At 67.8% G+C, this 23165-nt stretch carries 23 protein-coding genes; 6 read left to right on the top strand and 17 right to left on the bottom strand.

Translation table 11 applies throughout. The features are described 5' to 3' along the window. Window positions 1-7: 7 nt before the first annotated feature. Complete coding sequence (locus ACEVFP_RS07405) at window positions 8-418, bottom strand: RDD family protein (protein ID WP_375003019.1); 411 nt, start codon at window positions 416-418, stop codon at window positions 8-10. 122 nt (window positions 419-540) lie between these two features. On the opposite strand from ACEVFP_RS07405, the gene glnA reads away from it, so the two are divergent. The 5 genes from glnA (at window position 541) to ACEVFP_RS07380 (ending at window position 5584) form a co-directional block, all read left to right on the top strand. Beyond that, on the top strand, window positions 541-1962 hold the full coding sequence (gene glnA / locus ACEVFP_RS07400) for a type I glutamate--ammonia ligase (protein WP_375003017.1): 1422 nt from the start codon (window positions 541-543) through the stop codon (window positions 1960-1962). 271 nt (window positions 1963-2233) lie between these two features. Continuing rightward, complete coding sequence (locus ACEVFP_RS07395) at window positions 2234-2539, top strand: HigA family addiction module antitoxin (RefSeq protein WP_375003016.1); 306 nt, start codon at window positions 2234-2236, stop codon at window positions 2537-2539. A gap of 626 nt (window positions 2540-3165) precedes the next feature. Beyond that, window positions 3166-3750, top strand: a complete 585-nt coding sequence (locus ACEVFP_RS07390; RefSeq protein WP_375003015.1) for a TetR/AcrR family transcriptional regulator — start codon at window positions 3166-3168, stop codon at window positions 3748-3750. Window positions 3751-4077: 327 nt separating this feature from the next. Next, entirely contained in the window at window positions 4078-5217 is a 1140-nt protein-coding gene (locus ACEVFP_RS07385; RefSeq protein ID WP_375003013.1) for an SMP-30/gluconolactonase/LRE family protein, read from the top strand. A 34-nt stretch (window positions 5218-5251) separates the two neighbouring features. After that, complete coding sequence (locus ACEVFP_RS07380; RefSeq protein ID WP_375003012.1) at window positions 5252-5584, top strand: hypothetical protein; 333 nt, start codon at window positions 5252-5254, stop codon at window positions 5582-5584. Window position 5585: 1 nt separating this feature from the next. On the opposite strand, the gene ACEVFP_RS07375 is transcribed toward ACEVFP_RS07380, so the two are convergent. The 9 genes from ACEVFP_RS07375 to ACEVFP_RS07335 are packed head-to-tail and all read right to left on the bottom strand — an operon-like array spanning window position 5586 to window position 15247. Next, window positions 5586-6482, bottom strand: coding sequence for an alpha/beta fold hydrolase (locus tag ACEVFP_RS07375; protein WP_375003011.1), 897 nt, complete (start codon window positions 6480-6482; stop codon window positions 5586-5588). 3 nt (window positions 6483-6485) lie between these two features. Beyond that, the gene (locus ACEVFP_RS07370; protein ID WP_375003009.1) at window positions 6486-7661 is read right to left on the bottom strand and encodes a thiolase family protein; all 1176 of its coding nucleotides are present in this window, start codon (window positions 7659-7661) and stop codon (window positions 6486-6488) included. 46 nt (window positions 7662-7707) lie between these two features. Then, on the bottom strand, window positions 7708-8508 hold the full coding sequence (locus ACEVFP_RS07365; protein WP_375003007.1) for an enoyl-CoA hydratase/isomerase family protein: 801 nt from the start codon (window positions 8506-8508) through the stop codon (window positions 7708-7710). Then, on the bottom strand, window positions 8509-9642 hold the full coding sequence (locus ACEVFP_RS07360) for a branched-chain amino acid ABC transporter permease (RefSeq protein WP_375003006.1): 1134 nt from the start codon (window positions 9640-9642) through the stop codon (window positions 8509-8511). It abuts the gene before it with no gap. Then, a complete protein-coding gene (locus ACEVFP_RS07355; protein WP_375003005.1) occupies window positions 9642-10541 on the bottom strand; it encodes a branched-chain amino acid ABC transporter permease in 900 nt (299 codons plus the stop codon). Before ACEVFP_RS07355 ends, ACEVFP_RS07360 begins: the two co-directional genes overlap by 1 nt. Window position 10542: 1 nt before the next feature. After that, window positions 10543-12399 carry an AMP-dependent synthetase/ligase gene (locus tag ACEVFP_RS07350; RefSeq protein ID WP_375003004.1) on the bottom strand — a complete coding sequence of 619 codons (1857 nt, stop codon included), beginning with the start codon at window positions 12397-12399 and terminating at the stop codon, window positions 10543-10545. Then, window positions 12392-13183: an ABC transporter ATP-binding protein gene (locus tag ACEVFP_RS07345; RefSeq protein WP_375003002.1), complete on the bottom strand. Its 792-nt coding sequence runs from the start codon at window positions 13181-13183 to the stop codon at window positions 12392-12394. The genes ACEVFP_RS07350 and ACEVFP_RS07345 overlap by 8 nt, the downstream gene beginning before the upstream one ends. Beyond that, on the bottom strand, window positions 13180-13968 hold the full coding sequence (locus tag ACEVFP_RS07340) for an ABC transporter ATP-binding protein (RefSeq protein WP_375003001.1): 789 nt from the start codon (window positions 13966-13968) through the stop codon (window positions 13180-13182). Before ACEVFP_RS07340 ends, ACEVFP_RS07345 begins: the two co-directional genes overlap by 4 nt. 49 nt (window positions 13969-14017) lie before the next feature. Next, a complete protein-coding gene (locus tag ACEVFP_RS07335) occupies window positions 14018-15247 on the bottom strand; it encodes an ABC transporter substrate-binding protein (protein WP_375002999.1) in 1230 nt (409 codons plus the stop codon). Window positions 15248-15421: 174 nt separating this feature from the next. Between ACEVFP_RS07335 and ACEVFP_RS07330 the strand changes: the two genes are divergently transcribed. Continuing rightward, entirely contained in the window at window positions 15422-16006 is a 585-nt protein-coding gene (locus tag ACEVFP_RS07330; protein WP_375002998.1) for a TetR/AcrR family transcriptional regulator, read from the top strand. A 3-nt stretch (window positions 16007-16009) separates the two neighbouring features. Here ACEVFP_RS07330 and ACEVFP_RS07325 read toward each other — a convergent pair whose 3' ends face one another. The 7 genes from ACEVFP_RS07325 to ACEVFP_RS07295 form a co-directional block, all read right to left on the bottom strand. After that, window positions 16010-16768: an SDR family NAD(P)-dependent oxidoreductase gene (locus tag ACEVFP_RS07325; protein ID WP_375002997.1), complete on the bottom strand. Its 759-nt coding sequence runs from the start codon at window positions 16766-16768 to the stop codon at window positions 16010-16012. A 2-nt stretch (window positions 16769-16770) separates the two neighbouring features. Beyond that, complete coding sequence (locus ACEVFP_RS07320; protein ID WP_375002996.1) at window positions 16771-17583, bottom strand: enoyl-CoA hydratase/isomerase family protein; 813 nt, start codon at window positions 17581-17583, stop codon at window positions 16771-16773. 119 nt (window positions 17584-17702) lie between these two features. Continuing rightward, a complete protein-coding gene (locus ACEVFP_RS07315) occupies window positions 17703-19274 on the bottom strand; it encodes a class I adenylate-forming enzyme family protein (RefSeq protein ID WP_375002994.1) in 1572 nt (523 codons plus the stop codon). A gap of 47 nt (window positions 19275-19321) precedes the next feature. Beyond that, a complete protein-coding gene (locus tag ACEVFP_RS07310) occupies window positions 19322-20206 on the bottom strand; it encodes an SMP-30/gluconolactonase/LRE family protein (RefSeq protein WP_375002993.1) in 885 nt (294 codons plus the stop codon). A gap of 55 nt (window positions 20207-20261) precedes the next feature. Beyond that, on the bottom strand, window positions 20262-21032 hold the full coding sequence (locus ACEVFP_RS07305; RefSeq protein WP_375002991.1) for an SDR family NAD(P)-dependent oxidoreductase: 771 nt from the start codon (window positions 21030-21032) through the stop codon (window positions 20262-20264). Further along, entirely contained in the window at window positions 21025-22176 is a 1152-nt protein-coding gene (locus ACEVFP_RS07300) for an acyl-CoA dehydrogenase family protein (RefSeq protein WP_375002990.1), read from the bottom strand. The genes ACEVFP_RS07305 and ACEVFP_RS07300 overlap by 8 nt, the downstream gene beginning before the upstream one ends. 330 nt (window positions 22177-22506) lie before the next feature. Continuing rightward, window positions 22507-23124, bottom strand: a complete 618-nt coding sequence (locus ACEVFP_RS07295) for a LysE family translocator (protein ID WP_375002989.1) — start codon at window positions 23122-23124, stop codon at window positions 22507-22509. Window positions 23125-23165: the final 41 nt, after the last annotated feature.

Genomic DNA, 23165 nt, shown 5'->3' with positions numbered 1-23165 from the left:
GGAGGTACTAGGTCCTCACGACGCGCGAGTTGGCCGCGATGTCGTGGAACCCCCGACCTTCCTCGTTCTGCAGGATCGCTGGGACCACCAGGCACAGCAAGGCGGTGCGCAGCGCAGCACGCAGGAGCCCGATCGGGCGGCCGTCGGGACCCTCGACCCTCATGCGCAGCAGCCGCTTGCCGATGGTGAAGCCGAGCAACCCGGTGAGCACCCACACCTGCAGGTAGAACACTCCGAGGTCGAGGAACGGGTTGGGGCGGTCCTCCCCCGCGAACGACGATCCGGCGATCAGGGCAACGGTCAGGAGGGCGACCGCCCAGTCGATGAGCAGAGCGATGAGTCGACGTCCGAAGGAGGCGGAGGGCACGACGTCGAGCCTATCCAGTGTCGTGGTGGAGTCGTCGGCGACTTGTAACATGCCGGAAACAAACCGGTGACGGTCGGGAAACTGCCGCTGCCTAGCGTCAGCGACACGGTGCAGCGACGCACCGGTACCGCCGTATTTCGAGAATCACCACGCCCCGTGGTCGAGGAGGCCCCATGTTCGGCAATGCCGACGAGTTCTTCAAGTTTGTCCAGGATGAAGGTGTCGAGTATCTCGACGTGCGCTTCACCGACCTTCCTGGCATCCAGCAGCAGGTGACGCTGCCGGCATCGACGTTCGACGCCAGCATGGTCGAGAGCGGTGTCGCCTTCGATGGTTCCTCCATCCGCGGCTTCCAGAGCATCGATCAGTCCGACATGGTTCTCTTCCCGGACTTCGGCACCGCCTACGTCGACCCGTTCAAGGCACGCAAGACCATTGCCCTGGACTTCTTCGTCCATGACCCGATCACGGGCGAGGCCTACTCGCGCGACCCGCGCAACATCGCCCGCAAGGCCGAGGCCTACCTGGCCACGACCGGTATCGGCGACACGGCGTTCTTCGCCCCCGAGGCGGAGTTCTACATCTTCGACCGGGTCAACTACGGCACCAGCGCCAACAAGTCCTTCTACGAGCTGCAGTCGGTCGAGGCCGCCTGGTCCACGGGCGATGAGGTCGTCGACAACCGCGGCTACAAGGTGCGCTACAAGGGCGGATACTTCCCCGTCGCGCCCACCGACACGCTCGGTGACCTCCGCAACGACATCATGACCAACCTCGGGAACGCGGGCCTGGAGATCGAGCGCGGCCACCACGAGGTCGGCACCGCCGGTCAGGCCGAGATCAACTACAAGTTCGACACGCTGCTCAAGGCCGCCGACGACGTCATGAAGTTCAAGTACATCGTGCGCAACACGGCGTGGGCCGCCGACAAGACCGTGACCTTCATGCCGAAGCCGATCTTCGGTGACAACGGTTCGGGCATGCACGTCCACCAGTCCATCTGGAACGACGGCAAGCCGCTGTTCTACGACGAGGCCGGCTACGGCAGTCTCTCGGACACCGCGCGCTACTACATCGGCGGCATCCTGAAGCACGCTCCGTCGCTGCTGGCCTTCACCAACCCGTCGGTCAACAGCTACCACCGTCTGGTGCCGGGCTTCGAGGCGCCGATCGCCCTGGTCTACTCGGCCCGCAACCGTTCGGCCTGTGTCCGCATCCCGATCACCGGCTCCAACCCCAAGGCCAAGCGCATCGAGTTCCGCTGCCCCGATCCGTCGGCCAACCCGTACCTGGCGTTCTCGGCCCTGCTGCTGGCCGGACTGGATGGTATCAAGAACAAGATCGAGCCGCCGGCGCCGATCGACAAGAACATCTACGAGCTGCCACCGGAGGAGTACAACGAGATCGACATGGTCCCGACCTCCCTCAACGCGGTCCTGGACTCCCTCGAGGCGGACCACGAGTTCCTGACGGCGGGCGACGTCTTCACGCCCGACCTGATCGAGACGTGGATCGACTACAAGCGCGAGGAGGAGATCCTCCCCGTGCAGCTGCGTCCGCACCCGCACGAGTTCGAGCTCTACTACGACATCTGATCAGCACGGTGGTTGAGTAGCTCGCGAGCGCAGCGAGCGGCGTATCGAAACCACCTCTGGACAGCGGAAACGCCCCCTGACGACCCTTCGGTCGTTCGGGGGCGTTTCTGGTCGATCGGCGATGGCTTGTTAGATTCTTGGTACACAAAGCTCGTACGACCCCTTGCTGGTCGAGTCACCGACCACGGGGCAGTCGACCGCCTCGGTGTCATCGAGCGATAGCACTCGGCCTCACCCTGCGTACGCTTGAGCCGCACGAGAGGAGGCAAGTATGTCTACCCCGATGACGGCGCATGATCCCTTCACGCCCGGCGAGATCCTGCTGACCGAGTTCCTGGAGCCGCTGGGCATCACGCAGTACCGCCTCGCCCAGGCCACCGGACTCCCCCAGACCCGAATCAGCGAGATCGTGCGCGGCAAGCGCACCATCACCACCGACACCGCGCTGCGACTGTCCAAGGCCCTTGGGGTCGACGACCGCTTCTGGATCAACATCCAGACCGACTACGACCTCGAGGTTGAGCGTGACCTGCACGCCGAGGATCTGGCCAAGGTGACCGCACTGGTGGAGAGCTGAAAAGTCTGCCACGGAGGCCTCACTACGGCCCGGCGCCAGCGGAAGCCGCCTTTGCGCAGGTCAGGGCGGATCAGTCAGTCACTACTACGGCGTCTGATCAGCACGGTGGTCGAGTGGCTCGCGGGCGCAGCTGGGGCGCCTCCCTGCACGGAGCGCAGCGAGGTGCTGGGGCGCGGCGTATCGAGACCGTCCCACTTGACGGCGGCGGGAGCCGTGAGCCAGCGGGTTGGAGTGAGGGCCCCGCCTGGGGCGCGCTCCATCTTCTCGCGGACCTGCCGGTCGACTGGATCTCTGCGGCACAGGTCCCCCGGTTACGGTCACAGTTGAGCGATATGACGGGCAGCGAGCTGGCATCGCGCGCACGGAACCGACCGTCGGCAAGCCCTCGACGCGTCGCAGCTACTCATCGACTGAGAGGCAAGCAGAAGCGCCGAATCTCCCCGGGCAACAGGATGGGCTATACGCCTGGAACGAGCGACAAGAAGGCGGCCACCTGGAGGCCGACGCCGAGACCGATGACACTGGTTCCGCACAACGGAGCACCTCGGCCTGCGAGGCCGGTAGATTGAGTGGTCTACCGATGTGGTCACGCAATCGACGTCCAGTCCCCGCAGGAGGCGGAACCCGTGCCGCACAGCCCTCGCGACCGGCTCATCAGCAGCGCCATCGACCTGGTACGCACCTATGGCGTCGACGCCACCGGGGTGTCGGAGCTGCTCGAGCACAGCAGCACGGCTCGCCGCTCGATCTACCAGAACTTCCCGGACGGCAAGGCCGAGCTCATCGCAGAGTCCACCACCGCCGCCGGAAGCTGGATCAGCAGCAGGCTGCGGCACGCCGCCGACCACACCGCCGACCCCGCGGCCCTGGTGCGTACGGTCATCGACCAGGTCATCCGGAGCGTTCGCGCCGACGACTACCACAAGGGATGTCCCATCGCTGCCGCCGCGACAGCATCTCCCGCCTCGGCTCCGGTCCACGAGGCCGCGGCCCGGGTCTTCGAGACCCTGACGGACGAGCTGGCAGCCGTCCTGGAACGCGACGGCAGGACTGCGGCCGACGCCCGCTCGCTCGCCGGTTTCATCCTCAGCACCGTCGAGGGCGCACTGATGCGAGCACGATGCGCGCGTTCGACCGAACCCCTCGACCAGGCCCGTGCGCAGCTGGACACCCTCATCGCCGCTACCGCGTCGCCAGGAGCGACCCAGTGAACGCGCACGACGGGCCCACGCCGTGCGGCGACCGCCGTACCCGACGCTGCGCTCGCGCGAGGTCCCGGACGCCTAGGTCAGCGCCGAGGCCCTAGCTGCCCCGGGGCCCGCGCCCCCGTCAACGAAGCCCCAGGCCGGCGTCACTAGACCGAGAGATCGACTCGGCGGCCCTGCGACGCCTGCGCCGCACCATGCCGCCACGAGCCCCAGCGCCTCACGTCATGATGCCCGCGAAGCGGCAACCCTTGACGGTCGGCACGGCGCTGCTCATAATAATATCCAACCAGTAAGTAAATATTTGTTTCAGGTTGTTCGAGGGGAACTGGCATGGTGAAGTCAACTGACCGCAGGAAGCACCCGATCATCACCGCCGCGGCGACGGCACTCCTGGCCGCAGCCGTCGGCTTGGTCGCGCCGAGCGCCGCCGCAGCCTCCGGCGAGGATGAACGCGAGTGGTTGGACATCGACGTCTTCGCCGACGTCCCCGACCCCGGCCACCCGGAAGGAATCACCGTCGCGGACGACGGCACCGTGTACGTCGGGACGCAGCAGCACGTCCTGGAGCCTCCCAAGGGCCCGTCCAAGATCTTCGCCTACAACCCCGATGGCGACCTGATCGAGGAGTACGAGATCGAGGGGCAGGACCCCAGCCGTGGCGCCGGCGTCGTCGGCCTCGCCCAGGACGGCGACGGGATCATCTACGCCCTCGACCGCTACCCGCGGCGGGTCATCGCCCTGGACCCGGAGACCGGGGAGCAGTGGGACTACGCCACGTTCGAGCAGGTGAAGGACCTCTGTGTCGACCTGCCGACCCTCGTCCTCGTCACCCAGTGCGCCGTCCCCGACGGGCTCACCTTTGGCCCGGACGGCTCGCTCTACGTCACCGACGTCGCTCAGAGCTTGATCTGGCGAGTCCCGAGAGGAGGCGGCGAGGCCGAGGTGTGGTTCACCGATCCACGGATCGAGAGCGTCCTCGGCGCGAACGGGATCCACTTCCTGGACGACGACACCCTGATCTTCGCCAACACCCTGACCGGACCGCTGGACGGACTGCTCGAAGGCCAGCTGCCACGGGTCGACACCAGCACACTGCACACCATCGACGTTCAGGACGACGGCAGTCCCGGCGAGCTCGGGACCTTCTGGCAGAGCCGTCCGCTCGACGGCATCGACGGCTTCGCGATCGCCGAGTCCGGAAACATCTACATCGCCATGGCGCTGGCTCGGGCGGTGGTCGTGGTCTCGCCCGATGGTGAGGAGATCGGCCGCAACCCGGCCAACCTCGTGGAGAACCTGCTCCAACCCGTCCCGTTCGACGACCCGGCCTCCGTGGCATTCCTCGACGATCGGGTGCTGGTGACCAACCACTCCCTGTTCCTGGGCAACCCGAGCTCCTTCGTCATCCACGACGTGTACGCAGGAGAGCGCGGCAGGCCCGAGCACCGACCGGTCATCGGGCGGCCCTGACCGAGGGGCCGGGCCAGCCGCTCGCGAGACGACGATGAAGTTCCTGGTTCGTCAACAGCTCGAGGCCGATGGCGACGTCTTCGCCGAGCACCTCGAGCCACTGGCCAACATCGTCGCTGACTCACTCGAGGAGGAGCCCAGTGGACCGGTCGTCTGGCTCGGAGGCTGCGGCAACGTCGACGAGCGCCGCTACTACATGCTGTTCGAGGCACCCGACGAGGCCACGATGCGGGCCGCGCTGGCCACGGTTCCCGGCGTGCAGGACGTCGAACGGGTGATGGTGGTGGACCGCGACACAATCGGGCTTGGTGTGCTGCGCGCCTTGGGCCAACGGCACGAGTCGCGCACCACCGGGCCTGGAAGCTGAGTCAGTCCGGCGGCGACGACGTCCGGTGACCACGGAGAAAGGCCACGATCCGCTCCACGAACGCATCGTTGTCGTCGCCGGCGACCATGTGTGAGGCTCCGGCCACCTCATCGACCTGCGCATGCGGCATCAGACGCAGGAAGTCTTGGGTCCCGTCCTCGCGAACGACCTCCGACAGCTCACCCCGCACCATCAAGGTGGGCACGTCCACGGCCTGCGCATACCGCTCATGTCGCGCCGCCATCTGCTCCAAGTCGGACTCCGGGGTCACGGCAGGATCCCAGTGCCACCGATACCGACCGTCCGCATCGAGCCGTGCGTTCTTGGCGACCCCGCTGATCGATCCCGGTCGCCTCCGGTGCGGTTGAAAGACGGCAATGGCATCGACCATCTGGTCCAACGAGTCGAAGCCGTCGCGCCCGGCATCCATGAAGTCGGCGATACGCTGCACTCCCGCGCCGTCGACCCGGGGCACCACGTCGACGAGGACCAGTGCGGACGCCAGCACCTCACCACGGCCTATCGCTGCCAGGGAGGTCAGTCCTCCCATCGAGGCTCCCACCAGGATGCAGGGTCGGACTCCGGCGAACGACGCGACGACCGCACGCAGGTCTGCGACCAGAGCCGCCTCGGAGTAGTCGCCATCCTGCGACCATGACGAGTCGCCGTGACCTCGAGCGTCGTACGCGAGCGCACGGAACCCGTGCACGCCGAGTGTGTGTCCGGCGCTCTTCCAGGCATGGCGGGTCTGCCCGCCCCCGTGCAGCAGGACCAGCGGCGGGCCGTCCTCGGGACCCCAGGCGTCGGCGCCGAGGACGACGCCGTCGTGCGAACGGATGCGAACCGATGGCGCCGGAACCCCGGGGAGCCGCTCGCCCGGTCGATGAGCAGGGCACATGATCTACCGGGCAAGGACGGTGATGGCCGCGGCCGCTGCATCGGGCCCCAGGTATCCACCTGCGTTCTCAGCCACCGCGAGCCGGGCGCCCTCGACCTGACGATCGCCGGATCGGGCACGCAGCTGGTCGGTGAGCTCCACCACCTGCGCCACGCCCGTGGCCCCCAACGGATGCCCCCTGCTGACCAGACCACCACTCGGGTTGACCGGTATCCGTCCGCCCAGCGCCGTCTCGCCGGCTCGCACGAGGCCGACGGCCTCCCCCGGCCCGGCGATCCCGAGCTCCTCGAGCACGATGAGCTCCGCCGGTGAGGCGGCGTCGTGCACCTCGAGGACGTCGACGTCCTGCGGACTGATGCCGGCAGCGTCGAATGCGCGACGGGCCGTTCCGGGCACGAGCAGTCCGTCCTCACCACGTCGACCCGAACCGACGACCGACGCCAGGAGCCGCACCGGTGACCCGCCGGCGGATGCCAGGGCGGCGGAGGTCAGCACGACCGCCGCGGCACCGTCGCCGATCGGAGCGCACATCGGCACAGTCAGCGGACCCTCGACGGGTCTGGCCGCCAGGACCTCCTCCACCGAGATGGCACGCCGGTGCTGCGCCCGCGGGTTCAAGGCGCCATGGGCATGGGTCTTGGCCGCGACACGCGCGAAGTCTTCCTGGGTGGCGCCGCTGCGCGCCATGTACGCCTCGGCGAAGCCCGCGTAGACCCGCATGAACGGCGAGCCTCCGTCGCTGAGACCTAGCGACCTCCGCAGGGCGGGCAGCTCCTCCTGGTCGAGCGCTCCCATCATGGCGGTGATCGCCTTGGACCGGTCCGGATGCGTCAGCTTCTCCACGCCCACGGCGACCGCCACGTCGACCTCCCCGGCGACGATGGCCGTGCGGGCGAGCGAGATCGCCGAACCTCCGCCGGCGCACGCGTTCTCGACGTTGAACACCGGCGCGCCGGCGACGTCGGTCTCCCCCAGCCAGACCTGCCCCCGCACGGAGTCCTGGCCCTGCAGACTGCCGCCGAAGGCGTTGGAGACGTAGACCGCGCCGACCCGCGCACCGTCCATCCCGGCATCGGTGAGCGCAGCGCTGACGGCCTCGTGCACGAGCGAGCGTGGGGACCGGTCCGGGAACTTCCCGAACTCGGTCATCCCCACCCCGGCGATGTCGACGGCATTCATGGGAACCTCCTGGAGCTGGTGCGATGGCTGGTGCGGTCCGGACGGGTCAGTCGTCGAAGCGAGGCTGCCGCCCCTCGCGGAAGGCCGTGAGACCCTCCTTGAGATCGGGCGTCCGGAGGTACTCCCCCAGGGCTGCTTCCTCCGCGTCGGCGGACTCCGTGGCCGACAGCTGATGGCTCCCGTCGACGAGACGCTTCATGGCGGCGAGGACGCGTGGGCTCCGCTCGGTCAGGTGCCCGGCCAGCCTGTGCAGGTGGTCGTCGAGCTCCTCAGGCTCCACCACTGCCGCGACGAGTCCGGAGGCCACGAGCTCGCTCGGCGTCACGAACTCCCCGGTGAACATCAGTCGTTTGGCCAGCGCGGCTCCCACCAGTCGCGGGAGGCGGACGGAGCCGCGCCCACCCGGTAGCAGGCCGTAGTTGCTGTGGGCGTCGGCGAATCGCGCATCACGAGTGGCCACCACGATGTCGCAGGCCAGCACGATCTCCAGACCTCCCGCCGCAGCCACTCCGTGCACGCCGGCGATCACCGGTTTGGGCAGACTCGCGATGCGATCGATGACCTTCGCCACCTCATCGACGGTCTCCCTCAACAGATCGATGTCGATCTGCTGGCCGGGGACCTGGTGCAGGTCCGCACCCGCACAGAAGGCCCGGCCGGTCCCGCGGATGACCACGGCTCGGACGTCGGACTGCTCTGCGCGATCGACCATCCGATGCAGGTCGTCGACCATGGCGCGGTTGATCGCGTTCAGGACGTCCGGTCTCTGCAGGTCGACCCACAGCACCTTCTCGCGATGCTCCACCGCGATGGTCAGGTCGGACTCGTTCGATGTCGACGTGCTCATTCAGGATCCCCCTCCACGTGGAACGGGCCAGGTCAGGAAGTAGCGCTTCACGCGCAGCCAGATCCCCAACAGGCCCAACGGCTCGAAGATGACGAAGGTGATCACCGCGATGCTGAACAGCAGCATGGTGAGGTCGCCGGACTGCAAGGGCGTCCCGGCGAGGAAGGGCAGCTCGGCGAGCTGCTCGGCCAGCGGTCGGCCGAGCGCGAACAGCACCGCCCCGATGACGGCTCCGAAGATGGTCCCGATCCCTCCGATGAAGATCATCGCGACGAACTCCACGGACATCGTGAGCCCGAAGGGCGGGTCAACGGTCAGGAAGCTCTGCTTCCATCCGTACATCGCACCGGCGACACCTGCGTAGAACGACGACAGAGCGAACGCGATGACCTTCGTGCGGCCCACACGGATCCCCACGGACGAGGCCGCGATCTCACTGGCGCCCACGGCGGCCATCGAGCGTCCGAGGCGACTGCGCATGAGGTTTCGCGCGTACATGATCGCCGCGGCCGCCACCACGAGGTACACCAGATAGAGCTGGATGTCGCGTCCGAGCACCAGGGTGCCGACCGTGATCGAGGTGCTGCCGAAGCCCTCCCCCACGGCTTCGGTGTCGGCAGGGTCACGGAACCACGACCACATCGGGACGGGCGTGCCGCGCACCCCACCGCTCACACTCTCCCAGCGCAGGAGAACGTGCTGGACCACGAAGATCAGTCCGAGCGTGACGATCGCGAGGTACAGACCTTTGAGACGCAGTGCGAACGGGCCGATCAAGAGCCCCACGGCGGCCGCCGCGAGCCCGGACAGCGGAAGGACGATCCAGAACGGCAGACCGTACTGCAGGCCGGCCACGGCTGCGGTGAATCCCCCGATCGCCAGGAATGCCGCGTGCCCGATCGATATCTGTCCGGTCACGCCGGTGAGGAGCATCAGTCCGACCGCTCCGACGATGAACACGAGGGCGTCGAGCGCCACGTGGGTCCAACGGCCACCCAGGACGCCTCCGGCGAGCATGAGAGGGAGGACGAGCGCGAAGAACGCCGCCAGCAGGACCCAGCCGGTCCGCGCCCAGCGCCCCGGATACATGACCAGGAGCGCGGCATGGCTGGTCGGAAGAGGACGATCAGGCATCAGACTCGCTCCAGCTGTGAGGTGCCGAACAGCCCGTTGGGCCGCACCATCAGGACGAGGATCATGACGATGAACGGCAGGATGCGGTGGAATCCTGAACCGAAGTCACCCAGCAGCGGGTTCAGGTAGAACTCCCCGGTCACCTGGATGACTCCCAGGGCGAGCCCTCCGAGGGCAGCACCTAACGGTGAGTCGAGACCGCCCAGGATGACGGCAGGAAAGGCCATGAAGAGCACCAGGCTCATCTCCAGGCTCACCGTCCTGGGCGGCATCGCCAGGAAGACACCGGCGACGGCCGCCATGCCGGCGGCCAGGGCCCAGGAGAGTCCGAGCAGCCGCTCGCTGGGCAGGCCGAGCGCGACCGAGGCCTCCTGGTCGTCAGCCACCGCACGCATGGCGGCCCCCAGCCGGGTGCGCTGCAGCAGCCAGGCCAGAGCCACCATGGCGGTCAGGGCCACGACGATGGTGGCGACGCTGGTGTACGGGATGCGGACCTCGAGGACGGTCAGCTGACCGGTGGGGTTCCACGGCGTCGTCATGGGCCGCGGTGAGGTGCCGTAGGCGTAGACGACGCCGACGTGGATCACGAACCCCATGAACAACGTCAGGATCGAACCGACGAACGCGGGTCGGGCCATCAACGGTCGCAGGACGACCCGCTCACCCACGGCCCCCACTGCGCCCAGGACGACGATCACGACCACGAGGGCGAGTGGCCAGGGCACGAGCCCGACGGCCGCGACGGTGGTCATCAGGAAGGCACCGAGGATGGCGAACTCGCCCTGGGCCAAGTTGAGCAGGCCCGAGGAACGGAAGACCACGACGATCCCCAGGGCGATGAGTGCGTAGAGCGATCCCAGGGACAACCCGGACACGATCAGCTCGAGCAGACCGACCATGTCAGCTCCTCTCGTAGATGTCGTCGACCAGGTGGGCGAACTTCTCGAGCACGGCCTTGCGTCGTACCTTCTGCGTCGCCGTCAGCTCGCCGTCGTCCTGGTGGAGCTGCTTGGGCACCAGCCGGAAGGCCCGGACCTGGGAGACGCGGGCCAGCAGCTCATTGCCTCGTGCGATCTCATCGTCGATGAGCTTCACGACTTCAGGCTTGGACGACAGGTCCTCGAAGGAGGTGTAGGCCACCTTGTTCTGGGCGGCCCAGTCCCCGGTCGTCTCCCAGTCGACCTGCAGGAGCGCCGAGATGAACGGCCGGGAATCGCCTGCCGGAACAGCGTGGGAGATGAACGGCGACGACTTCATCGCGTTCTCGATGGCGGCGGGTGAGATGTTCTTCCCGCCGGCGGTGATGATGATGTCCTTCTTGCGACCGATGATCCGCAGGTAGCCGTCATCGTCCACCTCACCGAGGTCACCGGTCCGCACCCAGCCGTCGTCGGTCAGGGTCTCGGTCGTCGCCTGCGGGTCGCCCAGGTAGCCCACGAAGTTCGTCGCACTGCGCAGCAGGATCTCTCCGTCGTCGGCGATCACGCACTCCACGTCGTCGAACGCAGTCCCGACTGTGCCGATGCGCGGCGGGGACCCGGGTGGAGCCAGGTGGGTGACACCGGCCTCGGTCAGACCGAATCCCTCGACCACCGGCACACCGATGGCACGGATCCAGAACAGCAGCTCGGGCCCGATGGGCGCCCCTCCTGACATGACGAACCAGGCCCTGTTGAGACCGACGTGTTCGCGCAGCGCACGGAAGGCGAGGAGGTCGATGAGACGACGCGTCAGGGGGTCGCTCCAGCGGCGTTCGCCGCGGGTGCTGCGCTCGACCAGCAGCTCGCCTCGCGCGAGACAGAACGCGAACACCGACCGCTTCAGCGCGGAGGAACGCCGCAGGTCCTTCTCGACCGAGGCCCGGATCTTCTCCCAGATCCTCGGCATGCCGAGGAAGAGCGTCGGACCGATCTCGGCGAGGTCCGCCTGGACGGTGGAGAGCGCTTCACCGAAGTGCACCCGGCCGCCGGTGGTCAGAGCCACCAGCTCGGTCACCAGCCGCTCGGCACCGTGGGACAGCGGCAGGTAGGACAGCACCGTGTCCCGGGCCGACATGTCGTAGGTCTCGACCAGGCGATCGGCCTGCGCCGTCATCACACGGTGCGACCACATCGCCGCCTTGGGATGCGAGGTCGTGCCCGAGGTGTAGATCAGGACCGCCGTGGTGGTGTGGTCGAGCCCGCCGACGCTGCGGGTCAGGAACGACGGATCCTCGGCACGTCGCCGCTCCCCGTCCGCCACGATGTCGCGCCAGGTGACGAACCCGTCCGGATAGCCACGTGTGCCCCGCGGATCGAGGATGACGATGTGTTCCAGGTCGGGTAGCTGGTCACGGACCTGGAGCACCTTGTCGATCTGCTCCTGGTCTTCCACGACCACCACGCTGGCTCCGGAGTGCTCCAGCACGTACTGGACCTCCTGCGCGGAGTTGGTCGGGTACACGCCGACGGCGACTCCCCCGAGGGCCTGGACGGCCAGGTCCGCGACGACCCACTCGACTCTGTTGTCGGACAGGATCGCTACGACCGACCCCTTCCCGACGTCCAGCCGCTCCAGGGCCAGGGCCGCTGCACCCACGGCATCGACGTAGTCGTTCCACGTGTAGCGCACGTAGATCCCGAGGTCCTTCTGGAGCAGAGCGGTCTCCTCGCCGCGCCGGCTGGCCGCGAGGATCAACCGACCCGGGAGCGAGCCACGGAGGTGCTCGGTCGTCGGATCGTCGACCACAGGATCTGGGGCGAAGGTCGGCTCAGACATGATCCACCCTGTCTCGAAGAGCGGGGCCCAGATAGGCCTCGATGACGGCGTCGTTCTCCTGGACGGACTCGGGGGTGTCGATCGCGAGCATCTGCCCGAAGTTGAGCACGGCGACTCGGTCGGCAAGGTCCATCACCACTCGCAGGTCGTGCTCCACCAGCAGGAGGCTGACGTCGAGCTCTTCCTTGATGTCCAGGATCAGTCGCCCCAGGTCCTCGGTCTCCTCGCTGTTCATCCCCGCGACCGGCTCGTCCAGCAGCAGGACCTGCGGATCCGAGGCAAGAGCTCGCCCGAGCTCCACACGCTTCTGGATGCCGTAGGGCAAGGAGCTGACGGGGTCGTGCCGATAGGCCTCCAGGTCGAGGAACTCGATGATCTCCTCGGCGCGAAGTCGTGCCTCGGCCTCCTCGGTCCGTGCCCGTCCGAACCACAGCCCCCCGGTGATGAATCCTGAACGCAGGTGCCGGTGCCGTCCGGTGAGGATGTTCTCGACGACGGTGAGCAACGGGAAGAGCTCGAGGTTCTGGAACGTGCGGGCGATGCCCAGCTCGGTGCGGGCCGGCGGCCTCGTGCGCCGCAGATCCTGGCCGCGGTGACGGACGGCGCCGGAATCGGGGCGGTAGACGCCGGAGATGACGTTGAAGATCGACGTCTTCCCGGCTCCGTTGGGTCCGATCAGAGCCAACAGCTCGCCCTCACGCAGGTCGAGATCCACGTTCCTCAACGCGGTCACACCACCGAAGGTCAGCGAGACGTCGTGCAGCTCGATCACCGGTTCCGTCATGACAACCACCTCTTGCGACGCCGATAGCGCTTCGTGTCGGCGATCGACTGCACGGCGCCGTCGGACACGCCGAGGTAGAACTCCTTGATGTCGCGGTCCTCCATGAGCTCGGCGGCGGGGCCGTCGTGGACGACCCGTCCTGTCTCCAGCACATAGCCGTGGTCGGCGAGCGACAACGCCATCTGGGCGGCCTGCTCGATCAGCAGGATCGACGTCCCCTCGGCGTGGAGCTCGCGCACGATCCGGCTGACGTCGTCGACTGCTGCGGGCGCCAGTCCGAGGGAGGGCTCGTCGAGAATGAGGAGCTTGGGACGACCCATGAGCGCACGGGCAATGGCCAGCATCTGCTGCTCGCCACCGGAGAGATAGCCCGCACGTCGCCGGGCCAGCTGCCGGAGCTTGGGGAACCGTTCGTAGGCCTCTTCGAGCCGTTCCTTGACGACGGGACGCGCCACGCGCCCGAAGGTCCCGGCCACCAGGTTGCCCTCAACCGTCATCGAGGTGAAGATCCGGCGCCCTTCCATGACCTGGGCCAGGCCCAACGACATCCGTTCACGTGCCGGCATACCGACGAGGGACCTGCCGTCGAGCTCGATCGTCCCGGCGGTGACGGCACCGTCATGCATCGAGAGCAGACCGGAGATCGCGCGGACCAGCGTCGTCTTCCCCGAGCCGTTGACACCGAGCAGGGCGACGACCGATGAGTCGGGAACCTCGACGGAGACGCCCCGTAGGACGTGGATGACGTCCTGATAGGCGACCTCGAGGTTGCGGATGGACAGCACGGCGTCTTCCTTCCTGGCGCGTGGCGGTGATGGGCAGCGAGCTCAGAGGTCAGTAGTCGAGCTCCTTGACGTCGCCGACGACGTCCCACGTCTGGTTGGCGACATCAGGCTCAAGGATTCGTGTCTGCCGCGTGGCGTCCTCGCCGAGCGGACTGACCGGCCCGAGGAGCATCCCGTCCGCGTCATAGCCCTCGATCGTGTCGGCGGCCTGGTACACACCTTCAGGCGTCAGGTCGCCGGCGTCGATGGCATCTTCCAGGATCCCGACCATCTGCTGGATCTGCAGATGGCCGATGAGTGCCCAGACCTGCGGCCCGGGGAAGTCCTCGGCGGCGGCCGACTCCTCGTAGAGGTCGAGGAACTCCTCCATCCCGGGACGGTCCTCGCCCCAGTACGGCAGCCCGTGGACCCAGTAGAAGTTGTCCTCCCACGCCTCAGGCTCAAGCGTCCCGTACCAGGCAGCCTCCACGAACGATGGAAGGATGCCGTACCACTGCGGCTTGTAGTCCCGTGCGGACGCGGTCCCGACGGCGCCGGACGCCAGGCCGGCGCCCGTCGCGAGCACCACGTCCGTGGCGTCGGCCCTCTCGAGCCGTCCGACCGCAGCGGAGAAGTCGTCCGTGGTGGCCTCGACCGTGACCTCCTCCACGATCTCGACGTCGAGCGCCTCGGCAGCGGCCCGGGTTCCCTGCAGCGCGTCGGCACCGGAGTCGTCGTCGGTGTACAGGATGCCCAGGCGCAGGTCGTCGCCCTTGGCCTCGACCGCATGGTCGACGGCACGCGCACCCTCGTCGTGGTACGTGTTGAAGCCCCAGATCGAGTGGGAGGTCAGCGAGGTCGAGGCTCCACCGCCGACGAATGCCAGCATGTCGTCGGCAGCGAAGCGCGGCAGCAGCGGCGCCGTGGGTTGTGTCCCCAACGAAGGCGAGATCATCAGGACGTCGTCCTTGACCTCGTCGTACTGGGACACCGAGTTGCTGGGGTTGAAGCTGTGGTCGCGCGTGACGTACTCGATCGTCCAGTCGCCCAGTCGGCCGGAGTCGTTGACCTCGTCGATGGCAGAGGTGGCCGCGGCCTCCCAGGGAACGCCGATGCTGGCGAGGGGGCCTGAGAGGTCATACAGGCCCGCGATGCGGATGACCTGCTCCTCCGGGTCGACGCCACGCCCCGTGTCCACTCCGTCGGAGGAGGCCCCACCCCCACCGGGGCCGGAACACGCAGCGGCCAGCGCCACGCCTGAGCACACCACAAGGGTTTTTCTGATGAATCCGATGCTCATGACGACTGCCTCCCAGACTTACTTTACCAGTTAGTTATCTAACGAGATCGTGACACAGCTCACGAATCGCTGTCAACCGCCCGACCGCGAGGGAATCCCGGCGCGGCGCGATAGGATTTCCTAACCGAGCGGTAACCAGCCCGCACCGTGCCGATCGACCGCCCAGGAGTGACCGTGGCCCGCCCGCGCAGTACCAGTGCCGATGCGATCATCGACACCGCAGCCCAGCTGTTTCTCGACCGCGGGTTCCACAAGACGAGCATCGAGGACGTGGCCGAGGCGGCCGGCATCTCCAAGCCCACGGTCTACACCTACGTCAAGAGCAAGCAGTGGCTCCTGGACCAGATCATCCTGCGCGTCATCAACGACCTCAGCACGGTGCTCGAACCATGGCGTCCGTCCGAGGAGCGCGACCTCACCGAGCAGCTCGACGCCTACCTGGACTTCCACATCGACCGCGCGACCCACCTGCGCGTCTTCTACCACATCCTGTTCAGCGAGGAGACGGAGATGTCGGTGCGCGTCCGACGCAAGTGGTACACGTTCGCATCCGACGTCACCGAGCACTTCACCTCCTTGCTGGAGCTCTACCGCCGCGACGGCCGCGTCCAGACCGACGCCGACCTGGCAGCGGTGTCGAACTTCTTCATCCCCGCCCTGGTCTCACTGCATCGCTGGTACCGGCCGGCCGGACCTGTCAGTCCGGACGACGTCCGCGAGCTGGCCAAGCAGTTCCTCGGAGGCATCATCGACCTGTGAGCCTCACGTCATGCGGATCCCCGCATCGATGCTCACGGTGGTCGCGTTCAGGTAGGGGTTCTCGACGATGTGGCGTACCAGCATCGCGAACTCCTCCGGGTCCCCCATGCGTGAGGGGTGCAGCGCCATCGCCTCGAGGGACTCCCGCACGCGGTCCGGCATTCCGGCAACCATCGAGGTCTCGAACAGGCCCGGAGCGATCGCGACGACCCGGATGCCCTGGTCTGCGAGGTCTCGCGCGACCGGCAAGGTCAGACCGACGACGGCGGCCTTGCTGGCTGCGTATGCTGCTTGGCCCTTCTGCCCCTGCCACGCAGCACCGGAGGACACGTTCACGATGACGCCACGCTCAGCGCCGTCGTCATCATTGCGTCCCATCGCCACGGCACACCATCGCATCATGTCGAACGTCCCGATCAGGTTGACGTCGATCACGCGACGGAAGTCATCGAGGTCCGAGGGTGTGTCGCCATGCACGATCCGGGCGGCGGGGGCGATGCCGGCAGCGTTCACCAGGACGTGCACGCCTCCGAGGACCTCCGTCACGCTCATGACCGTTCGGCGAACCTGCTCGGTGTCGGTCAGGTCGGTGGGCAGCGGCATCGCGCCCTCACCGAGATTGACTGCCAGCTCGACGAGAGACTCCTCGTCCCGGTCGACCAGAGCCACGTGGGCGCCCGCCCCGGCGAGCAACGTCGCCGTCGCCCTGCCGAGTCCGGAAGCGGCTCCCGTGACCACTGCCGTTCGTCCTTGGATCTGCATGGTCAGCCTCCGGGTCGGTCGCCGAGCGAGGAGAAGTCCGGTTCACGGCCCTCGGCGAACGCCTCGAGCGCTTCACGATGCTCTCCGGAGCTCATCGACTCCCGCTCCAGCGCGAGACTCGTCTCGAAGGCTGCCGAGACATGCATCCGCAGCACCTGGTTGATCGACCGCTTGGTTCCCTCGATGGCCCGGCGGGGGCCTCGAGCCAGGCGCCGCGCCCACTGTCCGGCCGCGTCCAGGCTGGCTCCCGCGGGGACGACGGCGTTGACCAGTCCGATGCGTTCGGCCTCCGCAGCATCAAGGTGATCGCCTGTCAGCAGATACTGCTTGGCTCGGTTGACCCCGACGAGCGCCGGCCAGATGGCAGCACCGCCATCGCCGGCGACCACTCCCATGAGGACGTGGGGATCGCTGAAGCTCGCCTCCTCGTCGACGACCACGACGTCGCACAGCAGCGCCAAGGTCGCCCCGAGCCCCACTGCGGGCCCGTTGACGGCGGCAATGACCGGAGGACCGATCTCCAGCAGGTCCAGCACCATGCTCCGCGCCTCGACGAAGATCCGCTCGACATCGCTTGGCTCAGCCTGTGCGAACCAGGCGGCGTCGCCGCCGGCGCAGAAGGCTCGGCCGGCGCCGGTCAGCACGATCGCACCGAACGACGTCTCGGAGCGCAGCGCCGCCAACAGGCGGGTGAGATCGGTGTGCAACGGACCGTTGACCGCGTTGAGCTGTTCGGCCCGGTCCAGCCGAACGACGAGCACGCCGTCGGACTCCTCGAGCCTCAGGTGTGCGTACTCCTGGTCGAGCACACTCATGTCGTTTCCTCCACCCTCGTCGACGGAGCCTCGCTGCACGGCGCGACCCCGACCTCGTTTCTTACCTATCTAGTAAGTATTGGTTGAGTGCCACGCAGTGTCAAGATCGCCCTCGTCGCTCACGCTCGAAGGTTCTCCCTGACAACCCGTCTCAGGACCTTGCCGACCGGTGTGGTGGGCAGCTCGTCGACGAATGAGACCCGCGTCACCTTCTTGACCGAGCCCACCGTGCTGCGCGTCCACTCGATCAGGGCCTCCTCGGTGACATCAGCGGCCTCACCCTCGGCCAGCACCACCACCGCATGAGGCGTCTCCCCCCACCGGGGATGCGGCACTCCCACCACGGCCGCCGCACGAACCGCCGGATGTGTCGTCAGAGCGTTCTCCAGCTCCGCCGGCCAGATGTTGAAGCCTCCGGAGATGATCATGTCCTCCTTGCGGTCGGCCAGGAAGAGGAAACCCTCCTCGTCCAGCCACCCCATGTCACGCGTCCGCACCCAGCCGTCCTCGGTGAGACGAGCCCTGGTGGCCTCCGGATCATTCCACAGCTCCAGCATCCGACCCGCGGTGCGCACGACCACCTCGCCCACCGTGCCCGGCGGGACCTCCTCGTCGTCCTCGTCGAGGATCCGGACGGCGGACCCACCGACCGGCTTGCCGGCCGACCTCAGCCGCGCGCGCTCCGCCGCCGTACCATCCACCACGTGGTGTGCCGGCGTCAGCGCCGTGGCAGGGACGGCCTCGCTCTGTCCGTACAGCTGATACATGACGTTGCCCCACAGCTCGAGCGCGGCGACCAGGGCGCTCTCGGGCATCGGCGACGCCCCGTAGAAGACAGCGCGCAGGCTCGACAGGTCGCGCCTTCGAGACTCGGGATTGTCCAGGATGAGCTGCACCATCGTCGGCACGAGGAGGGTCATCGTGACGCCCTGCTCCTCCACCGCCGCCAGGAAGTGGCGGACGTCGAAGGCCGGCAGCACCACGATCGAGCCGCCGGCGTCCAGGACCGGCCAGATGAGCATGCTCGCGGCGTGGGTGAGGGGGCCGGCCGCGAGGTAGCAGTCCGCCGACGTGACCGGCGTCTCCAGGGCAGCAACCGTGCCCTCACCCACCGCGAGCCAACCGGCGAGGTCGTGCACGATCCCCTTGGGCAACCCGGTGGTCCCGGCGGAGAACCTGACCTGGTGCAGCTCCTCGGGGCGGACGTCGATCTCGACGGGCTCCGTCGAGGCGCCGTGGACGGTGGCGTCATAGCTGTGCACCCGGGCCGTCTCGAGCGCGCCTGCGGCCGGGCGGGAGTCGCCGACGACGATGACGTGTCGAAGGTCCGGGCAGTCACCCAGCATCGACTCCAGACTCTCGTAGTGGTGCGAGTCCACGACCAGCGCCGCCGCGCCGGTCAGCTCAAGCAGGTATCGCTGGCGCTCCGGCGCGTCGTGGGTGTACAACCCGGTCCGGACGAACCCACCCAAGGCGAGGCCGACGATCTGCTCGAGACACGCGGGGCCGTTGTCGACCAGCAGAGCGACACGATCGCCCTTCGAGAGCCCCAGCGCACGCAGGCCGTGCACCAGCTGTTGGGCGCGGTCGTGGAGCTCCCGGTAGGTCTGACGCTGTTCTCCACAGACCATGGCCACTCGATCGCCACTGGTGGTCGCGTGCCGTCGCAGGGCAAGAAGGGGAGAACTCATGGCCCGTCACCCGCTCCGTCGGCCCCGTCCGGACCCGCAACGCGTGGTCATGCCGGGACCTCGACGGACGTGGTGAGCAGCTCGGCGGTGCCGTCGACACCGGCCAGAGCCTCGAACACCCCCTGCGAGGCCGCGAGCAGCAGCGAACGGCCGTCCGACCCACCCAGGGCGCAGCTGTAGACGTTCGTGCCGTCCGGGTGCTTCACCTCATCGACGATCTCACCGTCCGGGGAGACCCTGACGCACCTCTGCCTCGCTGCATCGGCCGCCCACACGTGCCCGGCCGAGTCGAGGGCGAGTCCGTCCGGAGCACAGTCCAGGCCGGTGAGCATCTCGACCGCTCCCGCCGGCTCGGGTGCCTCACCGAACTGTGCGAAGACCCGCCGGTCCGACAGCGACCCGTCGTCACCGACGGTGAATGCGGTCATGCGACCCATGAACGACTCCGCCACGACCAACGTGCGCTCATCGGGCATGACCACCCCGTTGGGACACCAGAGGTCGTCCGCCGCCACGGCAACGGTCCCGTCGGGGTCGACGCGGAAGAGCTCACCGGGCTCGGGGTCGGCCCCGTCCTGGATGGCGAAGCCGATCGTCCCGACCCAGGCGCGTCCGACGTCGTCGACGAGCATGTCGTTGATCCAGTGGGGCGAGAGCGAGGCGAGGTCCGCATGGAGCGACACCTCACCGTCAGGAGAACGCCGTTGCAGCGTGCGGTCGAGCATCGAGACGAAGAGCAGCGAGCCGTCGGGCAGCCAACCCAGACCGGAGCACAGTGCATCGGTCTGCAGGAGATCCTCTCGGCGGCCGGACTCGTCGATGGCGAAGACGATGCCACGCAACGCGTCCGACGCATACCATCGACCGTCGTGCCATCGTAGGCCCTCGTAGTACTTGCCCCCGCTGATGAGTCGATCGATCGTCCTGGTCATCTCGCCATCTCCTTGTTGCTGTCGTGATCTACTCAGCGGGCCGCATCCGATCAGGTCAGAGCAGCACCGAGGCCCCGTTGTCGAGGACAGTGGTCTGTCCGGTGGCGAACGACGCCTCGTCGCTCGCGAGATGGACGACGGCTCGCGCCACCTCGTCCGGCTCGCCCCAGCGGCCCTGCCGATGGTCGACGAAGTCGCCCATCGGCATCCCCACGGCACGCTCGAGAGCCGGCGTACCGCTCTCGGCTGCGCGGGTTCGGATCATGGCCGGGGCGACGGCATTGACGCGGACACCGGCGGAGCGCAGCTCCAGTGCGGCACAGCGGGTCACGGCCTCGACTCCGGCTTTCGCCGCCGCATAGGCAGCCATCCCGCACATGGCACGGTGCGCCGCGATCGAGGAGAGGTTCACGATGGACCCTCCCCCACGTCGCCGCATGGCTGGTGCGGCGTGCTTGATGCCCGAGAGCACGCTTCCCAGCGTCACGTCGACGACGCGACGCCAGTCGGCCTCCTCCAGCTCCTCCAACGTCGCGGACAGGCCCAGCGCGGCGTTGTTGACGAGCACGTCCAGGCCGCCGAACACCGTCTCGGCCTCACTCACCATCGATGCCACCTGCGCCGGGTCGGCGACGTCGCCGACGAACGGCGTCGACCGACCCTCCCCGAGCGCGGCCTGCAGGTCCTTGACGGCCGGCGAGACATCCGCCAGCACCACGTGTGCCCCGTCCTGCACGAAGGCCCGCGCGGTGGCTGCACCGATCCCGTGTGCGGCGCCCGTGACGATCGCGACCTTGCCTGCCAGGCGGCCGCGCTGCTCAGCCATCGACAGCCTCGCGTCCCAGCACGTGGCGGGCCACCAGAAGCTTCTGGATCTGCGCTGTTCCGTCCGCGATCAAGTAGGCAGAGACGTCGCGGAACAGAGCCTGGAGAGGGAGCTCGTCTGACCAGCCGACGTTCCCGTGCAGCGCGACACACTCGCGGATCGCATCCAACGCCGCCCGCGGGGCGTGCCACTTGATGGACGCGGCCTGCAGTGTGTTCCGCTCGCCGGCGTCGATCATGGACAGCGAGTGGTAGGAGTAGGTGCGCACCAGGTCGATGAGCGTGGTGTGCTCGGCGATGACGAAGGAGACGCCCTGGTTGCGTGAGATGGGCTGACCGAACGCCTCACGCTGCGTGACGTACTCGGCCGCCATGTCGATCGCTCGCTGGGCGCCACCGGTCACCAGCGTGCCGATCATGGACCGCGAGAGGTCGAAGAGCTCCATCACGTTGTGGAACCCGCGCCCCTCCTCGCCCAACAGGTGGTCGTCGGGCACGAAGGTGCCGTCGAAGTTCAGCGACCCGCGTCCGACGCTGCGCAGACCCGGGTCCCGGAACACCTGACGAGCGACCGAGGCGTCGTCAAGGTCCACGAGGAAGGCCGACACCCCGCGCGCTCCCGCCGATGGATCGGTCTTGGCCATGACGATGGCGAGGTCGGCCACGTGGGAGGCCGTGATCGAGGCCTTCTCGCCCGTAATCCGCCAGCCGCCTTCCACCCGTTCGGCCCGCGTCGAGATGTTGGCGGCATCGGAGCCGACCTCTGGCTCGGTCAGCGCGACGCAGCAGAGGAGCTCGCCGGACAGCAGCCCCGGCAACCAGCGCTCTGCGACCGCCGTCTGAGCTCGTTGCGCAAGGTAGGAGTGAGCCAGAGCGGCCACCGCGAACTGCGAGGCCACGCCCTGGTCGGCCCACCCCAGCTCTTCACAGACGATTCCGAGTGAGACGGCATCGGCCCCGTCACCACCGAGCGCCGTCGGCACGGAGAGCCCGTGCAGCCCGAGCTTGCCCAGCTCCCGGTAAGTGTCGAAGGCGTACTCGTCCTGCAGGGAACGCTCGAGGTATCCGTCGACGAACCGCTCGCGAGCCATCCGCCTCATGCTGGAACGGAACTCGCGGTGGTGGTCGGCCAGGGCCAAGGGCATGGTGCTTCCTCTCTGTCATCGGCGACGCGCCGCACCGAACCGGCGAGGACTGGCGGTCGTGGCCACCCGTCCATGGGTCCGTCGTTCGTCCGGCGGCCCCGGCCTGAATCTTACCTGACCAGTCAGTAATGTCAATGAGATCTGTGAACCTGACCACATTGTGCCGGTGTCGACGTCGACGAGGCGACCTGCGCGAGCCGGGGCCAGGCATTGACCATTCGAGGATTCCGCCCGCGATCGACAGCCCTCAGGACGACGTCAGGACGACCCGCGGGCGAGTAGCTCCCTCACGCCGGCCGACGTCACGGCGACCACCTCCCTGACCGCGGCTCACAGCGCCCGCGCGGGCTGCTTGCTGAACAGCAGGAGGACGCCGAACGTGATCATCCCGAGCCCCGACACGCGATCAAACCAGTGCATCCGCGAGGAGGCCACGGTCTTGGCGAACCTGCCCAACGCGCTGTAGAGGCAGATCGCGACCACCTCCAGGGGGAGGAACACCGCCGCCATGACCGCGTAGCTGAGCCAGTAGCTGCCGGGGTCGACGAACTGTGGAAAGAACGCCGCAAAGATCAGGATCGCCTTGGGGTTGCTGATGGCCACCACGGCCTCGCGCCGCATGGCCGTCCTCAGCGTGAGGGTGCCGGGGACCCGTTCACTGCGGTGCGACGATCCGCTCCGCAGCAGGCCGATGCCCAGGTAGATCAGGTAGAGGGCGCCCAGGACCTTCACCGCGGTGAACAGTGTGGCCGACGTGGCCAGGAGGAACCCGAGACCCAGGGCGCTCACCAGGATCATCGGCGCAAAGACGGCCACGCGCGCCAACCCCGCCGTCGCCGCGAAGCCCACCCCTCGTCGCACGCCGTGGGTGACCGAGAGCAAGTTGTTCGGCCCGAACGCGAGGTTCAGTGCGAAGCACGCCGGGACGAACAGCGCAAGATCGAGCACACGGACTCCTCGGAGGTTCTCAGGGACGGTGGGGACACGCT

This window comes from Aeromicrobium sp. CTD01-1L150 (assembly GCF_041951745.1).
Lineage (GTDB): Bacteria > Actinomycetota > Actinomycetes > Propionibacteriales > Nocardioidaceae > Aeromicrobium.
Note: the sequence above shows the minus strand (reverse complement) of the source record. Positions and strands in the feature narration are given on the sequence as shown.